Genomic DNA, 16665 nt, shown 5'->3' on the forward strand with positions numbered 1-16665 from the left:
TGGTAAGAGCGAGTCATCACATCGAGTGATTCTCTGGCCTTTGCTTGCATCGCCGAACCCACGGTTGCCACGCTGTCGCTGTCTGTACAACCTGATGGGAGCGACCTGTGACTTTCGGTGAGCAGCCGGCGTACCTGCGCGTCGCGGGTGATCTCCGCAAGAAGATCGTCGACGGTTCGCTGCCACCGCACACCCGGCTCCCCTCCCAGGCGCGCATCCGGGAGGAGTACGGCGTCTCCGACACCGTCGCCCTGGAGGCGCGCAAGGTGCTGATGGCCGAGGGCCTGGTCGAGGGCCGCTCCGGTTCCGGTACCTATGTGCGGGAGCGGCCGGTGCCCAGGCGCCTGGCCCGCTCCGGCTACCGCCCGGACGGCGGGGCGACGCCCTTCCGCCAGGAGCAGGCCGACGGCGAGGCGCGCGGCACCTGGGAGTCGCGCAGCGAGCAGCTCGCGGCCGGCGGCGCGGTGGCCGAGCGGCTCGGCATCGAGCCGGGCGAGCGGGTGATGTGCACGCGCTACGTCTTCCGCGAGGCCGGCGAGGTGATGATGCTGTCCACCTCCTGGGAGCCCCTCGAAGTCACCGGGCGCACGCCGGTGATGCTGCCCGAGGAGGGGCCACTCGGCGGGATGGGCGTCGCCGAGCGGATGGCGGCGATCGACGTCATCGTGGACAACGTCACCGAGGAGGTCGGGGCGCGTCCTGGCCTCGCCGAGGAGTTGCAGGCGCTCGGCGGCGTGCCCGGTCATGTGGTGCTGGTCATCCAGCGCACGTTCTACGCCTCGGGGCGTCCGGTGGAGACCGCCGACGTGGTCGTTCCGGCCGACCGCTACCGGATCGCGTACCACCTTCCCGTGAAGTAGCGCACACCCCTTGGGGGTTGACCCGCCCCCCGATCCCTGCGGGGAGCCGCGCGCGCCCTCGCGCCCGCCGCCGCGATCCGGCCGTTCTCGCAGGTCGCCGCCGTCCGGTCGCGACGGCGCCGCGGCGAGGCGTCGGCAGGTCCGGACGGCGCGTTCGCCGGCGCGCGCCCCCTGCGTTCTGGCCGGTTGCGTACCTCTTTGTGAAAACCCGTATTCGCTGCGTGAAGGTAGGGCGTAGGCTCAGGCATATGCGGATCGCGGTTTCCTCAGAGAGCGGGGCGCGGTGCGAACCGCGTTCGGTAAGGGGCGACTTGGCGTGATGAACGACGGCACTCTCACTCTTCCCTGGCGCCTCATACGTGAGGACGACAACGGCAATCGGTACAGCGTCGGCAGATACGCGACGCAGGCCGAGGCCGAGAAGATGGCCGACAGGCTCGATGCCCGCGGCCACAAACAGCTCTACTGGGTCGAGTGCATCGGCCCGAACGGCCAGGGCGCGACCGACACGCTCAACTGAGTTCCACCGGCCGGATCACGCGGTCGGACGCGGGCCCGAGCGCCGGCGTACGACTCCCGTAGGCTCCGGCACATGACGGAACGGATCGTGGTGGGCGCCGCCCTCCTGCACGACGGCCGCCTGCTCGCGGCCCGGCGCAGCGCGCCGGTCGAACTCGCCGGCCGCTGGGAGCTGCCCGGCGGCAAGGTCGAGGAAGGCGAGAGCCCCGAGAGCGCCCTCGTCCGCGAACTGCGCGAGGAACTCGGCGTGGACGCCTCGCTCGTCGAGCGGATCCCCGGCCAGTGGCCGCTGCGGGCGCCCTATGTCTTCCAGGTGTGGACCGCCCGGCTGCTGCCCGGCTCCGCCTCCCCCCAACCTCTCGAGGACCACGACGAACTGCGCTGGCTCGCCGCCGCCGACGTGTGGGACGTCGACTGGCTCGACCAGGATGTGCCGGCCGTGCGCGAGGCGGCGGCGCGGCTCGCGGCGTAGAGGTCGGAGGCGCTGCTTCCGCGAGAAATGTGGGGGGAGCGGAGGGGGAGCACGGGAGTGCGGAAGGAGAGGGCCGGGGGGAACAGGGCGCCGGGTACGCCGTTTGTGCCACAGTGCTTCGAATAAGGCGGTACTTCGCGCTGAATATCGGGTATGTGGCCATTAACCCCATGAAAACGGACATGGGTAGGCTTGCTGGCCCGGCCTGGGAAGTGATCGGCGTGATCGACACCGAAGGCGACCGTGCCGAGTGGACCTTTCCCGCGGAGCCGGGAGCCGTCCGCAACGCCCGTGACGCCGTGCGCGACCGGCTGCGCCGCTGGAACCTCGAACCCCTCACCGACCTCACCACTCTGCTGGTCAGCGAGCTGGTCACCAACTCCCTCCGGCACGCGACCGGCCCCATCGGACTCCGTCTCGTGCGCCCCGCGCACCCCGGCGACGTCCTGCGCGTCGAGGTGTCCGACCCGCTTCCCGACCCGCCCCGCGAGCGGGTCGCCCGTCCGGAGGACGAGAGCGGGCGCGGACTCCAACTCGTCGCGCTGTCCTCGCGCAGTTGGGGTACCCGCCCCGGCGACACCGGCAAAACGGTCTGGTTCGAACTGGCCGTACCGGGGTGAACCGGACGCCCCGCCCGCCCGTGGAAGCTGTACGAGGCAGTCCGCTTCGCCCGCCGCCCTGTTCGGCGGAGGTCGGTTGTCGATAGGAGTGGTTCGACGACGTGTTGGCTGGTTAGAAGACTGGAAGTGTTGTCACGGTCCGGACCGAAAACCATCGGGACCGTGCTGTGATCGTGAACACCGTGTTGTGCGGCGCCGTAGTGCTGGATACTGCGGGCAGCCGCTGCCGGTGACCGGTGCCGGACGCGGTGAGCTGGAGGGGACGGTTCGAGTGAGCGAGATACCAGCGAAGGCGGCGGAGTCCAAGGACCCGTCGGGCGGTGCGAGGTCGTACACCGCGGGCGCTGCCGATGCGCCGGCGCCACGCGCGGTGACGGGCGTCGGCGAGCCGCCCGCACCTGGTGACGCCATGTGGCAGAGCAGTCCGCCCGGCTCGATCTACGACTACATCAAGGTCGCCTCCTTCTCCATCGGCCCCGACGGACTCGTCGACCAGTGGAGCCTGCGCGCCGAACAACTCTTCGGCATCACCGCGGAGCAGGCCGTCGGCATGGACCCCATCGAGACGTTCGTCGACCCCGATCTGCGCGAGCAGGGCCAGCGGAAGATGGCCGAGATCCTCGACGGGCGGGAGTGGACCGGCGTGGTCCCCTTCCGGGTGCCCGAGCCGAGAAGCAGGGGCGAGTGCGGGGAGGAGGGCCTCGCCGAGGTCTACGTCATGCCCACGCTCACCGAGGACGGTGAGAAGGCCGCCGTCTGCATCGTCGTCGACGTCCGCACCCTGCGGAACATCGAGACCGACCTCGCCGCCTCACAGTCGATTTTCGGGCAATCCCCTTTCGGCTTCCTGCTCATCGACGCCGACCTGCGGGTCCGCCGCGCCAACCAGCGGTTCGCCTCCCTCTTCGGCGGCACCCCCGACGACCACCGCGGCAAGGGCGTCCACGACTACCTGCCCCGGCCCGAGGCCGACCGCATCACGGCCACCCTGCGCCGGGTCCTCGAGACCGGCAACGCCATCACCGACATGCACGTCACCGGCTTCGTGCCGAACACCGACGAGCGCCGCCACTGGTCCGTCAACCTCTACCGCGTGCACAGCGGGAGCGGCCGGCCCATCGGGGTCGCCTGGCTCGCCACCGACATCACCGCCCGCCGCGCCGCCGCCCGCGAGGCCGCCGCCGCACGGCGCAATCTCGCCCTCCTCAACGAGGCCGGTGCCCGCATCGGCAACTCCCTCGACCTGGAGACCACCGCACGCGAACTCCTCGACGTCGTCGTGCCCGGCTTCTGCGACCTCGCCACCGTCGACCTCTACCAGGGGCTGCTGGCCGGCGACGAGACCCCGCCGGGACTCGCCGACGGCAGCGCCGCGCTGCGCCGGGTCGCCTTCGCCAGCGCCGTCTCCGACGCGCCGTTCGTCGGCGGCGGGACCTCCGTCGAGGTCGGCGCCGTCCACCACTACCCCTTCAACTCGCCCTGCGCCGACGCCCTGCGCACCGCCCGCACCCAGCGGGTGCCGGCCGAGGAGGGCGGGCTCGTGCAGTCCACCCTCGCCGTGCCGATGGTCGCCCACGACACCGTCGTCGGACTCGTCCAGTTCGCCAGGACCAAGGGCAGCGAGCCGTTCGGCGACCGGGACCGCGACCTCGCCGTGGAACTCGCCGCGCGCGCCGCCGTCTGCATCGACAACGCGCGGCTGTACCGGCGCGAGCACGAACGGGCCCTGATACTGCAACGGTCCCTGCTGCCGCCCGGCGACCCGGTCGCCTCCGGACTCGACATCGCCTGCCGCTACCGGCCCGGCAACTCCTCCTCCGACCGCCCCAGCGAGGTCGGCGGCGACTGGTTCGACGTCATCGAACTGCCGGGCCACCGCACCGCGTTGGTCGTTGGCGACGTCATGGGCCGCGGACTGCGGGCCGCCGTCGCCATGGGCGAACTGCGCTCCGCCGTGCGCACCCTGGCCCTGCTCGACCTCGAACCGGCCGAAGTGCTCGGCGCGTTGGACGAGATCGCCCGCGGGCTCGGGGCACCGGGCGGGGTCCAGCAGGCCACCCGCTCCGCCCGCAGGCCCCGCGAGGCCGACCTCTCCGAGGTGTACCTCGCCACCTGCATCTACGCCGTCTACGACTCCGTCACCCGGCGCATCACCTTCGCCAACGCGGGCCACCTCCCGCCGGTCCTCGTCGAACCGGGCGAGGACGCCCTGATGCTCGACGTGCCGCCCGGCATGCCGCTCGGGGTCGGCGGCGAACCCTTCGAGGAGGTCGACGTCGACCTGCCCGAGGGCGCCCTGCTCGCCCTCTACACCGACGGCCTCGTCGAGTCCCGCGACCACCCGCTCGACGAGGGGCTCCAGGCGTTCGTCGGCGCGCTCACCGACCCCGCCCGCCCCCTGGAGGACGTCTGCGACCACGTCCTCAACACCCTCGACACCCACCACGGAGAGGACGACATCGCCCTGCTGATGGCGCGCGTCCAGGGCCTGCCCACCGACTCCGTCGGCGACTGGACGCTGCCGCGCGAACCGCGCAGCGTGGGCCGCGCCCGCGAGCACGCGCGCGGCCAACTGCTGTCCTGGGGCCTGGAACCGCTCGTCGACACGGCGGAACTCCTCGTCAGCGAACTCGTCACCAACGCGCTGCGCTACGGCGAGGGCGAGATCCGGCTGCGGCTCCTGCTGGACCGCACCCTGGTCTGCGAGGTCTGGGACTCGGGACTCGTCCAGCCGCGCCGCCGCCGCGCCCGCGACACCGACGAAGGCGGCCGGGGCCTGCAACTCGTCGGGCTGCTCAGCACGTCCTGGGGCTCACGCCGCACCCCCCGCGGCAAGACGGTCTGGTTCGAACTCCCGCTGCCCGACGGCGAGACGGGCCTGACGGACCCGGCGGAGGCGCTGCTCAGCCTGTTCTGACGAGGGAGGCTCCGCCGGTGCCGGTCGGCCCCGCACGGGGTCCCGTGAGCCGGCTAACCCGGGTCCGCGGCGCGGCGGCGGCCGGTCCTGGGGCCGCCGAAGCTCGGGGGCGGCCCGACGGCGCCCTGCGGATCTCCGTCCGACGGCGGCAGCAGCACGCCGCCGAGGACCGCGCCCGCGAGACCGCTCTCGTGCCCGCTCCCGCCGCTCAACGGGTTGCCGTGGCCGCGCACATCGCGTTCGGCCAGCTCACGGGCGCGGACCGCCAGCGCGTCGGCGGTGAGCGGATCGGCGTCCCGGAGCCGCCTCGCCTCCGAGAGCCGGGTCCTGGCCTCGCTGCCGACGGCACCCCGGTGCGTGCCGATGAACGTGTCGGCGTCGGCCGTGCTGTGCGCGGCGACCAGGGAGGCGGCGAACGGCACCGCGCCCGCCCGGCCCGCGGCCAGCGGCAGCACGGCGGAGGCGACCCGCCGCAGCGCGTCGACCGGATCGGAAGGTCCCGCCGTCGCCTCGGTCCTGACGGCGGCCAGGACGGCGTCGGCGACATCGGCTTGGGCCAGCAACATGTCGGCGGGGAGCAGGGGTTCGGCCGGCCGCGCCCCTGACGCGCCGGGCCTGACGAACCGGTGCCCCCGCGCGGTCACCGGCCGTTCGGCGCCGTCGCCGCGGACGGCCGCCGCGTGGTCCCGCGCCGTCTCCCGCGCCCCCGCGATCTCCGCCTCGGCGCCGCTCAGCGTGGCCGGAAGCAGCCGCTCGGCCGACTCCAGGTCGGCGGCGAGGCGTTCGACGCCGTCCAGGAACGCGGCGGCCTGCGCGATCCCGCCCTCGGCCGCCCGCAGCTGCCTGGCCGCGACGTCGGGTTCGCCCCGGTCCGCCGCCTGCCGGGCCTCGTTGAGCCGGAACGTCGTGAACACCAGCCGGTCCTTGGCCTGTTCGACGGAGCCGGTCACGGAGTCCGTCACCGCGGGCCCGTACCGCTCCCCGAGCCCCGCGACCAGCGTCGCCATCCGGCGGGTACGGGCGCCCAGTTCACGGAACCGGGTCTCGGCGGCCACCAGCGCGTCCACGACCCCGGGCGCCGACCCCCTTTCGAGGCCGCGCAGTTGGTCGAAGGAGTCGGCGTCCGCGTCCAGCCGCCACCCCGCCTCCTCGCACCGCGCGACGATCCCGGCGAGCGACTGCCGCCGCTCGTCGTGGTCGGCCGGTGGCCCTTCGTCGTAGCGCTGCCGCAGCCGGAAGGCGTCCGACAGCTCCGCCGCCGCCTCCCGCACCGCCCGCGCGTACGGCGCGACGGCCGCCGCCCCGAGCCGCGCCTCGGCCGGCCCCAGCTCCTCCCGGGACACCCGCACCCAGTCGTCGGCCGCGACGAGCAGCGCCCGCGCCCGGTCGTCCGCCTCCGGCAGCGAGGGCGGGGCGTCGGCGGCCGGGGCGGTCGCCCAGCCGGGGGTGGTCCTGGTCCTGGCCCGCCGGGTGCGCCGCACATACCCGTACCCGCCGAACGCCAGGGCGGCGACGACCACGACGAGGGGAAGCACCAGGTCGGCGGTGGAGGTCCCGCCGGACGCGGGTGCCGACCGCGCGGTGGCCGCGGGGGCGGCCGCCGCGCTCGGCGGCGGAACCGGCGTGGCGCTGTGGAACGTCACCCCCGGCAGGACCAGCCACACCACACCGGCGAGGCCGCCCAGCACGGTGTGCAGCAGGCGCGCGGGGACGAGGGACGGAGCGCGGCGTCTGGGCCGCCCCCGTATCAGGGAGGACGTCACATTTCGGAGCGTATGAGCAGCACAGCGGGTGCGCGAGCGGGAGACGCCCGGGGTGGGGAGCCGAGAGAGGGGCGGGACACGGCATGACGAACGAGAAACAGGGGAACGGGGGGCGCGCGGCGGGCCGTGCGGACCGGGTGGATCGTGCGGACCGGGTGGATCGTGCGGGCCGGGCGGCGGGGGCGGACCGGGTGGACCGTGCGGATCGTGCGGGCCGGGCGGCGGGGGCGGAGGTGGGGGCAGGGCTGGAGGGCTCGGATGATCCGGCCGAGCCCGCCGGTCCCGCTGAGCCCGCCAGTCTCGCCACGGCCGCCGGTCCCACTGAGCCCACCGGCCTTGCCACGACGGCCGGTGCCGCTGAGCCCGCCAGTCTCGCCACGACGGCCGGTGCCGCTGAGCCCGCCAGTCTCGCCACGACGGCCGGTGCCGCTGAGCCCGCCAGTCTCGCCACGACGGCCGGTGCCGCTGAGCCCGCCAGTCTCGCCACGACCACTGGTCCTGCTGAGCCCACCGGCCTCGCCACGACCACTGGTCCTGCTGAGCCCGCCAGTGCCACCAGCCACACCGGCCCCACCAGCCACACCGGCTCCACCGGCCTTGCCGAGCCCCCCGGCCTCGCCACGACCACTGGTCCCGCTGAGCCCATTGAGCCCGCCGGTCTCACCGGCTCCGTCGAGCCCACCAGCCCCGCCAAGCCCATTGAGCCCACCAGCCCCACCGGCTCCGCCGATCCCACCGGCTCCGCCGATCCCACCGGCCTCGCCGAGCCCATTGAGCCCGCCGGTCTCACCGGCTCCGCCGAGCCCACCAGCCCCGCCAAGCCCATCGAGCCCACCTGCCCCACCGCCCCCACCAAACCCCCCACCCCACCCCGCCCCCGGCGTCTCCTTCGGCGGTTTGTCCTGGGGCTTGTGCTTCTGCTGGTGCTTCCCGTCGCCTCCGCCGCCGTCGCGTTGCGGCTCGCCTACGGTGGGGAGCCCGGGAGCGGGGCCCACAGCAGGGGGCGGGACGCGGTCTGGCTCGGGCACGCCTGGGTCGACGGGCGCAAGGGCGACGCCGACGTCACCGCGCTCGCCCGGCGGCTGCGCTCCACCGGCATCCGGGACCTGTACGTCCACGCGGGCCCCCTGGAGCACGACGGCACGCTGCCCGACTCCGCCTATCCGAAGGCCCGTTGGCTGATCGGCGCGGTGCACGAGGCCGCGCCCGGCGTCCGCGTGCAGGCGTGGCTCGGTGACGAGCTGGCGACCGAGAGCCCGGACGGCATGCGCCTGGAGCGGGCCGCCACGCGGACCGCGATCGTGGCGTCCACCCGGCGCGTCCTGGCCGCCGGATTCGACGGCGTCCACTTCGACCTCGAACCCCTGCACTCGGGCGACGCCCACTACCTCGGCCTGCTGGACGCCCTGCACAGGACCACCGAGGCGGCCGGCGTGCCGCTCTCCGTCGCCGCCCATCAGATCGACCCGCTGCCCGCGCTGCACACCGTCGCGGGCGCCCTCACCGGTCACCCCAAGTGGTGGTCGCGGGAGTACTTCGGGCAGGTCGCCCGGCGCGTCGACCAGATCGCCGTCATGTCGTACGACACCGCCACGCCGCTGCCGAGCCTGTACGGCGGCTATGTCGCCCGGCAGACCGCGCTCGCCCTCGACGCCACCCCGGAGTCGACGGACCTGCTGATGGGGCTGCCGTTCTTCCACGAGACGAAGCCGGGCCACCTGGCCTACGCCGAGACCGTCCCGGCCGCCGTCCGGGGGGTCAGGCTGGGTCTGTCCCGCGCGGACGCGGACCGCGTACGCTTCGGCGTCGCCCTGTACGTGGACTTCGCGGCCACCGAGGCCGACTGGGCGGCCTACCGAGAAGGCTGGGTGACGCCCGGATGACCCGAACCCCGCTCACCGCCACCGACCTCGCGCCCCTGGCCCGTGCCGCGCTCGGACGGACCCCGCTCACCGCGACCCGGCTGCCGGGCGGCACCCGCAAGGGCGTCTACCGGCTCGCCCTCGACGACGGCTCCACCGCCGTCGTCTATGTGTGGTCGGCCGCGGAGGACTTCTGGGACGCCGCTCCACCCGGCCCGCGCGACCCGCTCGCCCCCGGCACCGGCCTCGCCCTGTTCACGACGGCCCACGACCGGCTCACCGCGGCCGGTGTCCGCACCCCACGGCTGCTGTACGCCGACGCCACGCGCACCCTGCTGCCAGCGGACGCGGCCGTCGTCGAGGACCTCACCGGCGGCAGCCTCCAGGAGGCGCTGGCCGGTGACCCCCGGGAGGCGGAGGCGGCGCTCGACCGGTTCGCCGATCTGGTGGCGCGGCTGCACGCGCAGCGCGGGCCGGCCTTCGGCAGCGTCGCCCTGGTCGACAACGGCGGTGTCCCGAAAGGCGGTTCGTGCGAACGGCTGGTCACCGAGGGCGCCCTGCGGGACATCGCCGCGAGCGCGGCGCGGGACCGGCGGATCGCGGCGGCCCGCGACGAACTGGACGACGTCGTCGAGGAGTTGGCGTCCGCCGTCCGACCGCGTTCCCGGTTCTCGCTGGTGCACGGCGAACTGGGGCCCGACCACGTCCTGTTGACCGCCCAGGGGCAGCCCGCCCTGATCGACATCGAGGGGCTCAGGTACTTCGACGTCGAGTGGGAGCACGTCTTCCTGCGGCTGCGCCTCGGGTCCCACTACCCGCGCCTGCGTACCGCCGGTCTCGACGAGGACCGGCTGCGCCTGTACCGGCTGGCGACGCATCTCTCGCTGGTCGCCGGTCCCCTCCGCCTCCTCGAAGGGGACTTTCCCGACCGGGTTGCCCTGCGGGGCATCGTCGAACACCATCTGCGGCGGGCGCTGGAGTTCGTCGGCGGATGACGGCCGCGGACGCCCGCCCTCCCCCGTGACGGCGCTCCTGCGGGCGCCCCCACCGTGACGGACTCCCGCCCGCCGCCCGTGACTTCACTCCCGCCCGCCGTCCCGGTGACCGCTACGCCCGACGCCTGATCTTCGACCCCAGCCAGACCAGCGGGTCGTACTTGCGGTCGGCCGCGCGCTCCTTCAGGGGGATCAGCGCGTTGTCCGTGATCTTGATGCCTTCGGGGCAGACCTCCGTGCAGCACTTGGTGATGTTGCAGTAGCCGAGCCCGTGCTCGTCCTGGGCGGTGCTCTTGCGGTCGAGGCCGGACTCGGCGGCCGCGTCCAGCGGATGCATGTCCAGCTCCGCGACCCGCATCAGGAACCTCGGGCCCGCGAACGCCGGTTTGTTCTCCTCGTGGTCGCGCACCACATGGCAGGTGTCCTGGCAGAGGAAGCACTCGATGCACTTGCGGAACTCCTGCGAGCGGTCCACGTCCTGCTGCGTCATCCGGTACTCGCCCGGGGCCAGTCCGGCCGGCGGCACGAACGCCGGAACCTCCCTCGCCTTCGCGTAGTTGAACCCGACGTCCGTCACCAGATCGCGCACCACGGGGAAGGCGCGCAGCGGTGTGACGGTGATCGTCTCGTCCTTCGTGAACACCGACATGCGGGTCATGCACAGCAGCCGGGGGCGGCCGTTGATCTCCGCCGAGCACGAACCGCACTTGCCCGCCTTGCAGTTCCAGCGGACGGCGAGGTCGGGTGCCTGGGTGGCCTGGAGGCGGTGCACGATGTCGAGGACGACCTCGCCGTCGTTCACCTCGACCGTGAAGTCCTCCAGGCCGCCGCCGCCCACATCGCCCCGCCACACCCTGAAGCGGGCCTCGTAGCTGCTCACTCGTAGAGCTCCTCTTCGGCCAGGTACTTGACCAGCTCGTCCTTCTCGAAGAGGGCGAGCAGGTCGGGGCGGATGGGTTCGGTGTCCTCGCGGGTCAGGGCGATCTGGCCGGGCGCCGGATCGGTGGCGCCCGGATCGGCCAGCGCGCAGAGCAGGTTGACGTGGCGCCAGTGCCGTTCCATCGTCGGGTGGTCCTCGCGGGTGTGGCCGCCGCGCGACTCGGTGCGCTCCAGGGCGGCCCGTGCCACGCACTCGCTGACCAGCAGCATGTTCCGCAGGTCCAGGGCGAGATGCCAGCCGGGGTTGAACTGGCGGTGGCCCTCGACGCCCGCCCGCCTGGCCCGTACCCGCAGTGCGGACAGCCGCTCCAGGGCCTGCTCCATCTCGCCCTCGCGGCGGATGATGCCGACCAGGTCGTTCATGGTCTGCTGGAGCTCCTGGTGGAGGGTGTACGGGTTCTCCGGGGCGCGGGCCGCGGCCGGTTCCCCGTCCGGGGGCGGGCCCTCGGCGGAGAACGGGCGCAGCGCCTCGGCCGCCGCCGCGTCCACCTGGGCGTCGTCCGTCTGTGGTCGTCCTGGCCGTCCTGGCCGTCCCTCCGTCTGCTCCGCCGCGTGCTCGGCCGCGTACCGGCCCGCCCTGCGGCCGAAGACCAGCAGGTCGGAGAGGGAGTTGCCGCCCAGTCTGTTGGAGCCGTGCATGCCGCCCGCCACCTCGCCCGCCGCGTACAGACCCGGCACCCCGCGCGCGGCGGCCGTGTCGGAGTCGACGGCGATGCCGCCCATCACGTAGTGGCAGGTGGGCCCGACCTCCATCGCCTCCGCCGTGATGTCGACGTCGGCCAGCTCCTTGAACTGGTGGTACATGGACGGCAGTCGGCGCCTGATCACCTCGGCGGGCATCCGGGTGGACACGTCGAGGAAGACCCCGCCGTGCGGGGAGCCGCGGCCGGCCTTCACCTCGGAGTTGATGGCGCGGGCGACCTCGTCGCGGGGGAGCAGTTCAGGGGGTCGCCTGTGGTGGTCGGGGTCCTCGTACCAGCCGTCGCCCTCGTCCTCCGACTCGGCGTACTTCTCCTTGAAGACGTCGGGAATGTAGTCGAACATGAACCGCTTGCCCTCGGAGTTGCGCAGCACCCCGCCGTCGCCGCGCACCGACTCGGTGACGAGGATGCCCTTCACGGACGGCGGCCAGACCATGCCGGTCGGGTGGAACTGCACGAACTCCATGTTGAGCAGCGGCGCCCCGGCGAGCAGGGCCAGCGCGTGGCCGTCGCCCGTGTACTCCCACGAGTTCGACGTCACCTTGAAGGACTTGCCGATGCCGCCGGTGGCGATCACCACGGACGGTGCCTCGAGGACCAGGAAGCGGCCCGACTCGCGTTCGTAGCCGAAGACGCCCGATACCCGGCTCCCGTCCTTCAACACCCGGGTGACGGTGCACTCCTGGAAGACCTTGAGCCGGGACTCGTAGTCGCCGGTCTCCTTCTTGTCCTGCTGCTGGAGCGAGACGATCTTCTGCTGGAGGGTGCGGATGAGTTCGAGTCCGGTGCGGTCGCCGACGTGCGCGAGGCGCGGGTACTCGTGGCCGCCGAAGTTGCGCTGCGAGATGCGTCCGTCGGCGGTGCGGTCGAACAGGGCGCCCCAGGTCTCCAACTCCCATACCCGGTCCGGGGCTTCCTTCGCGTGCAGCTCGGCCATCCGCCACTGGTTGAGGAACTTGCCGCCGCGCAGCGTGTCCCGGAAGTGGACCTGCCAGTTGTCGCCCGGGTTGACGTTGCCCATGGCGGCCGCGATGCCGCCCTCGGCCATCACCGTGTGCGCCTTGCCGAACAGCGACTTGCAGATCACCGCCGTACGGGCGCCGCGTTCCCGGGCCTCGATGGCGGCCCGCAGCCCCGCGCCGCCGGCGCCGACCACGACAACGTCCCACTCCTGGCGGTCGACCACGGACATCAGAAGAACCTCGGATCGTCGAAGGCGCCGGACGAGAGCAGGTAGACATAGAAGTCGGTGACCCCCACGCTCACCAACGACGCCCAGGCCAGCAGCATGTGACGGGCATTCAGCTTGCCGACGAACCGCCAGGCCCGGTAGCGCACGGGGTGCCGGGAGAAGTGTTTGAGCTTGCCGCCGACGATGTGCCGGCAGGAGTGGCAGGAGAGGGTGTACGCCCAGATCAGCGCCACGTTGGCGACGAACAGCACGGTGCCGAGGCCCATATGGCCCCAGTGGTGGTGCGCGTCGCGGAACGAGAGCACGGTGTCGTAGGTGAGCACGCCCGCGACCAGGATCGCCGCGTAGAAGAAGTAGCGGTGCAGGTTCTGCAGGATGAGCGGGAAGCGCGTCTCACCCGAGTACGACGCGTGCGGCTCGGCCACCGCGCAGGCCGGCGGGGACGCCCAGAAGCCCCGGTAGTAGGCCTTGCGGTAGTAGTAGCAGGTCATGCGGAAGCCCAGCGGGAAGATCAGGATGATGATCGCGGGGGAGAGCGCCCACCAGCCGCCGAACAGGTCCGCGTTGGGGCCGCTGTGCATGGTCTGGCAGCGCTCGGCGAGGCAGGGCGAGTAGAACGGCGACACATAGGGCGCGGAGTAGTAGTGCGCGTCGGCGAAGGCCCGCCAGGTCGAGTAGACGACGAAGGCGAGCAGCCCCGCGGCGGTGCCCGCGGGGGCCAGCCACCAGCGGTCGGTGCGCAGATGACGGGCGGAGATCGCGGCGCGCGTCGGGGTGTGCACGCCGCGGCTGTCGGGATGGGGTTCCGTACCAGTGGCCAATTCTTGACTCCGGTCGGGTTCAGGGGGCGTGGCGGTCGCGGGCGCCGAGTCCCTCGTCGTCCGAGTCCGTCCACAGGCTGGTGTCGTACGGGGTGTCGGAGATGGGGACGAGATCGGTGCGGCGGGCGGCGGGGGCGGCCGCGGTGTCGCGCAGCAGGGCGAGGCTCTCGCGCAGGTGGTTGGCGTCGTTGCGGACCCGGCGCATCTCGAGGCCGCCGGTGCCGAGCTGCTTCTCCAGCCGCCCGACGGACCTGAGCAGCTCGTCGAGACTGCGCTGGACCGATGTCAGTTCGTCGTGCACGGACATGACGTGACCTCACTTCCGCGGGCTGCACTGCCCTGGGCGGGGACGTTCATGCGCCTGCGAGTGTTGCGCGTCACACCCGGCGGTGGGAAGGCATGTGCACGGATTGGCGGGGGCGCGCGGGTGCGGGCCGGTCCGGCGGAGCCCGGCGGACGGCGGGCGGCACGGGTCACGGGCGGGGCGGGCCGGGAGGCAGCGGGGCCGCGGGGCGGGCCGGGGGGCCGTGGGGCGGGCCGTGGCCCGGGGCGCGGCCGTCGCCGTCCCGCCGATGGCGCAACGGCCGCCGCGCCGGTTGCGCCGCACGGGTGGGGTTCGGCGCGCGTGCCGCCGTGTCGCGCCCGAACGTCTGATCCCGTCCTCTTCAGTGGGCCGCATAGATCTGATCAGCTCCAAATACCGCCAAACGAGTTCGGCGGCGGCCCCCTCCCGGAGGTAGACGACATGTCCCACCACGGCGTCGGACTGCGCGCGGTCATGCGCTCGGTCGCCTTCCTTGCCGCGGGTGCGCTCGCGGTGCCCCTGCTCGCCGGATGCAGCTCCGAGGACGAGGCCGGCCGGCCGCTCGCCGGACAGGACATCGCACCCGCGGCCCGCGACCAGGTGGCCGACGGCGGCACCCTGCGCTGGGCCGTCGACGACATCCCGGAGACCCTGAACGCCTACCAGGCGGACGCGGACGCGGCCACGGGCCGGGTCGCCCAGGCCGTCCTGCCGTCGATGTTCCGGCTGGACGCCCAGGGGCGTCCGCAACGGGACCCGGACTACCTGGAGACCGCCAAGGTCGTCGAGACCGAGCCCAAGCAGGTCGTGCTCTACAAGCTGAACCAGCAGGCGGTGTGGAGCGACGGCCGCGAGATCGGCGCCGCCGACTTCGTCGCCCAGTGGCGCGCGCTGTCCGGCAAGGAGAGCGCCTACTGGACCGCCCGCAACGCCGGGTACGACCGCATCGAGAAGATCGAGCGGGGCGCCAACGACCTGGAGGTCAAGGTCACCTTCGGGCGCCGGTACGCCGACTGGCGCTCGCTGTTCTCGCCGCTGTACCCGAAGGCCGTCATGGGCACCCCCGACGCCTTCAACGACGGCGCGCGCCGCAAGCTGAAGATCACCGCGGGCCCGTTCGCGGTGAAGAAGGTCGACCGCGCGGAGGACGAGATCACCCTCGCCCGCAACCCGCGCTGGTGGGGGCGGCCCGCGAAGCTGTCCGAGATCGACCTGAAGGCCGTACCGCGCGCCAAGCGGGCCGCCGCGCTGGCCGCCGGGAAGATCGACCTGGCCGACATCGACCCGGACGCCGCCTCCCGCATCTCGCAGGCCGGCAGCAACGGCGGCCCCGGCAGCCCGTCGCAGGGCGCCTCTCCGCAGCTGGGCCCCGCCGCGGGCCGGACCGCCGCGAAGGCGCTGCGCTCCTGGGCGCGGGCGCACGGCAGTGACGACGACGTCGCCGACGAGGAGCTGCTCGCCCGCAAGAAGGCGCGCAAGGCCGTCGCGAAGTACGAGCGCCAGCAGGAGGCGCTGCGCGGCTTCGAGGTCCGCAAGTCGCTCGAACCCGCCTACACCCAGCTCGCCCTGAACGGTTCCGAGGGCCCGCTCGCGGACGAGCGGGTGCGCAGGGCGGTGGCCCGCGCCCTCGACCGGGAGGCGCTCGCCCAGGTCGTCCTGAAGCCGCTCGGGCTGCCCGCGGTGCCCGTCGGCAGCCATCTGGCGCTCTCCGGGCAGGCCGCCTACGCCGACAACAGCGGCGCGCTCGGCGGCCAGGACACCGCCGAGGCGCAGGCGCTGCTCGCCGACGCCGGGTGGGTGCCGGGCGCTCCGGTCAAGGACAAGAAGAAGGGCGAGAAGGCGGCGGGCTCCGAGGGCAAGAAGTCCCAGGACGAGTCCGAGGGCGGCAGCGACGGGGCGTACATCGTCGGCGAGGACAACAAGGGCCACGACGACCACGACCACAAGGGCCACGACGACGGCCAGGACAAGAAGGCCCATGAGGGCGGCGAGGGCGGCGAGGGCGGTGCCAGGCACCTCGCGGACGGCAAGCAGTACGGCGGTGAGGCGCACCTCAAGCAGGGCGGCGCGGCCGGCGCGGCGGGTGCCTACGCCCCGAAGGGCACCGCGGCCCCCGCGCCCGCGCCCGGCCCGCTGGCCAAGGACGGCAAGCCGCTGACCCTGCGGTTCGTGCTGCCGTCGGGCGCCGGTTCCGAGTCGCTGCGGGCGGTGGCCGAGCGGATCGGCACGATGCTGGAGCGGGTCGGCATCAGGACCGACATCACCAAGGTCCCGGACAGCAGCTACTTCAAGGACCACATCGCGTCCGGCCAGTACGACCTGGCCCTCTACTCGTGGCCCGCCTCCGCGTACCCGGCCACCGACGCCCGGCCGATCTACGCCAAGCCGGTGCCCGCGGCCGACGGCTCCCTGAACGTCGAGCAGAACTACACCAGGGTCGGCACCGACCAGGTCGATCAACTGTTCGATCGCGCGGCCGCCACCCTCGACGACGACGAGAGCCGCTCCCTGATCCGCAAGGCCGACTCCCGCATCTGGGCCTCCGCCGGATCCATCCCGCTCTACCAGCGCCCCCAGCTCACCGCGGCCCGCAAGGACCTGGCCAACGCCGGCTCCTTCGGCTTCCAGACCCCCGTCTACCAGGACATGGGCTTCCTGAAGAACGGCACCAAGCCGTCCACCGCGCCCAACGGGAACTGA

General features: G+C 73.2%; 13 protein-coding genes. 8 read left to right on the forward strand and 5 right to left on the reverse strand.

The window, feature by feature from the left end:
* The first annotated feature begins 107 nt into the window (after window positions 1–107).
* The 5 genes from DDJ31_RS24865 to DDJ31_RS24885 all read left to right on the forward strand — a co-directional run bounded on the left by DDJ31_RS24865 (window position 108) and on the right by DDJ31_RS24885 (window position 5388).
* On the forward strand, window positions 108–860 hold the full coding sequence (locus tag DDJ31_RS24865; RefSeq protein WP_127178156.1) for a GntR family transcriptional regulator: 753 nt from the start codon (window positions 108–110) through the stop codon (window positions 858–860).
* Between the two features lie 319 nt (window positions 861–1179).
* Window positions 1180–1380, forward strand: a complete 201-nt coding sequence (locus DDJ31_RS24870; RefSeq protein ID WP_127182614.1) for an SPOR domain-containing protein — start codon at window positions 1180–1182, stop codon at window positions 1378–1380.
* 72 nt (window positions 1381–1452) lie between these two features.
* A complete protein-coding gene (locus tag DDJ31_RS24875; protein WP_127178155.1) occupies window positions 1453–1851 on the forward strand; it encodes a (deoxy)nucleoside triphosphate pyrophosphohydrolase in 399 nt (132 codons plus the stop codon).
* Between the two features lie 182 nt (window positions 1852–2033).
* Window positions 2034–2471, forward strand: a complete 438-nt coding sequence (locus tag DDJ31_RS24880) for an ATP-binding protein (protein ID WP_127178154.1) — start codon at window positions 2034–2036, stop codon at window positions 2469–2471.
* Between the two features lie 271 nt (window positions 2472–2742).
* Window positions 2743–5388 carry a SpoIIE family protein phosphatase gene (locus tag DDJ31_RS24885; protein ID WP_127178153.1) on the forward strand — a complete coding sequence of 882 codons (2646 nt, stop codon included), beginning with the start codon at window positions 2743–2745 and terminating at the stop codon, window positions 5386–5388.
* Window positions 5389–5441: 53 nt separating this feature from the next.
* Here DDJ31_RS24885 and DDJ31_RS24890 read toward each other — a convergent pair whose 3' ends face one another.
* Window positions 5442–7151 carry a hypothetical protein gene (locus DDJ31_RS24890; protein ID WP_127178152.1) on the reverse strand — a complete coding sequence of 570 codons (1710 nt, stop codon included), beginning with the start codon at window positions 7149–7151 and terminating at the stop codon, window positions 5442–5444.
* Between the two features lie 824 nt (window positions 7152–7975).
* On the opposite strand from DDJ31_RS24890, the gene DDJ31_RS24895 reads away from it, so the two are divergent.
* Together DDJ31_RS24895 and DDJ31_RS24900 are read left to right on the forward strand one after the other, a co-directional pair.
* Window positions 7976–9034 (forward strand): glycoside hydrolase family 18 protein, encoded by a 1059-nt coding sequence (locus tag DDJ31_RS24895; protein ID WP_240678397.1) that lies wholly within the window; start codon window positions 7976–7978, stop codon window positions 9032–9034.
* The gene (locus DDJ31_RS24900; protein ID WP_127178150.1) at window positions 9031–10008 is read left to right on the forward strand and encodes a phosphotransferase family protein; all 978 of its coding nucleotides are present in this window, start codon (window positions 9031–9033) and stop codon (window positions 10006–10008) included. Before DDJ31_RS24895 ends, DDJ31_RS24900 begins: the two co-directional genes overlap by 4 nt.
* A 112-nt stretch (window positions 10009–10120) precedes the next feature.
* Here the strand turns inward: DDJ31_RS24900 and DDJ31_RS24905 are convergent, their stop codons facing one another.
* Genes DDJ31_RS24905 through DDJ31_RS24920 form a run of 4 tightly spaced genes read right to left on the reverse strand, consistent with a single transcriptional unit; the run spans window position 10121 to window position 13968 of the window.
* Window positions 10121–10888: a succinate dehydrogenase/fumarate reductase iron-sulfur subunit gene (locus DDJ31_RS24905; protein WP_127178149.1), complete on the reverse strand. Its 768-nt coding sequence runs from the start codon at window positions 10886–10888 to the stop codon at window positions 10121–10123.
* Window positions 10885–12840 (reverse strand): fumarate reductase/succinate dehydrogenase flavoprotein subunit, encoded by a 1956-nt coding sequence (locus DDJ31_RS24910; protein WP_127178148.1) that lies wholly within the window; start codon window positions 12838–12840, stop codon window positions 10885–10887. Before DDJ31_RS24910 ends, DDJ31_RS24905 begins: the two co-directional genes overlap by 4 nt.
* The gene (locus DDJ31_RS24915) at window positions 12840–13661 is read right to left on the reverse strand and encodes a hypothetical protein (RefSeq protein WP_127178147.1); all 822 of its coding nucleotides are present in this window, start codon (window positions 13659–13661) and stop codon (window positions 12840–12842) included. The genes DDJ31_RS24910 and DDJ31_RS24915 overlap by 1 nt, the downstream gene beginning before the upstream one ends.
* Window positions 13662–13680: 19 nt before the next feature.
* The gene (locus tag DDJ31_RS24920; protein ID WP_127178146.1) at window positions 13681–13968 is read right to left on the reverse strand and encodes a hypothetical protein; all 288 of its coding nucleotides are present in this window, start codon (window positions 13966–13968) and stop codon (window positions 13681–13683) included.
* A 438-nt stretch (window positions 13969–14406) separates the two neighbouring features.
* Between DDJ31_RS24920 and DDJ31_RS24925 the strand changes: the two genes are divergently transcribed.
* A complete protein-coding gene (locus DDJ31_RS24925) occupies window positions 14407–16665 on the forward strand; it encodes an ABC transporter family substrate-binding protein (RefSeq protein WP_127178145.1) in 2259 nt (752 codons plus the stop codon).

Source organism: Streptomyces griseoviridis, from assembly GCF_005222485.1.
GTDB classification, from domain to species: Bacteria; Actinomycetota; Actinomycetes; order Streptomycetales; family Streptomycetaceae; genus Streptomyces; species Streptomyces hintoniae.

Coding starts and splice junctions, on each gene's coding strand:
- DDJ31_RS24880 (WP_127178154.1), top strand. CDS start 2,034: ATGGGTAGGCTTGCTGGCCCGGCCTGGGAAGTGATCGGCGTGATCGAC.
- DDJ31_RS24925 (WP_127178145.1), top strand. CDS start 14,407: ATGTCCCACCACGGCGTCGGACTGCGCGCGGTCATGCGCTCGGTCGCC.
- DDJ31_RS24910 (WP_127178148.1), bottom strand. CDS start 12,840: ATGTCCGTGGTCGACCGCCAGGAGTGGGACGTTGTCGTGGTCGGCGCC.
- DDJ31_RS24870 (WP_127182614.1), top strand. CDS start 1,180: ATGAACGACGGCACTCTCACTCTTCCCTGGCGCCTCATACGTGAGGAC.
- DDJ31_RS24875 (WP_127178155.1), top strand. CDS start 1,453: ATGACGGAACGGATCGTGGTGGGCGCCGCCCTCCTGCACGACGGCCGC.
- DDJ31_RS24900 (WP_127178150.1), top strand. CDS start 9,031: ATGACCCGAACCCCGCTCACCGCCACCGACCTCGCGCCCCTGGCCCGT.
- DDJ31_RS24920 (WP_127178146.1), bottom strand. CDS start 13,968: ATGTCCGTGCACGACGAACTGACATCGGTCCAGCGCAGTCTCGACGAG.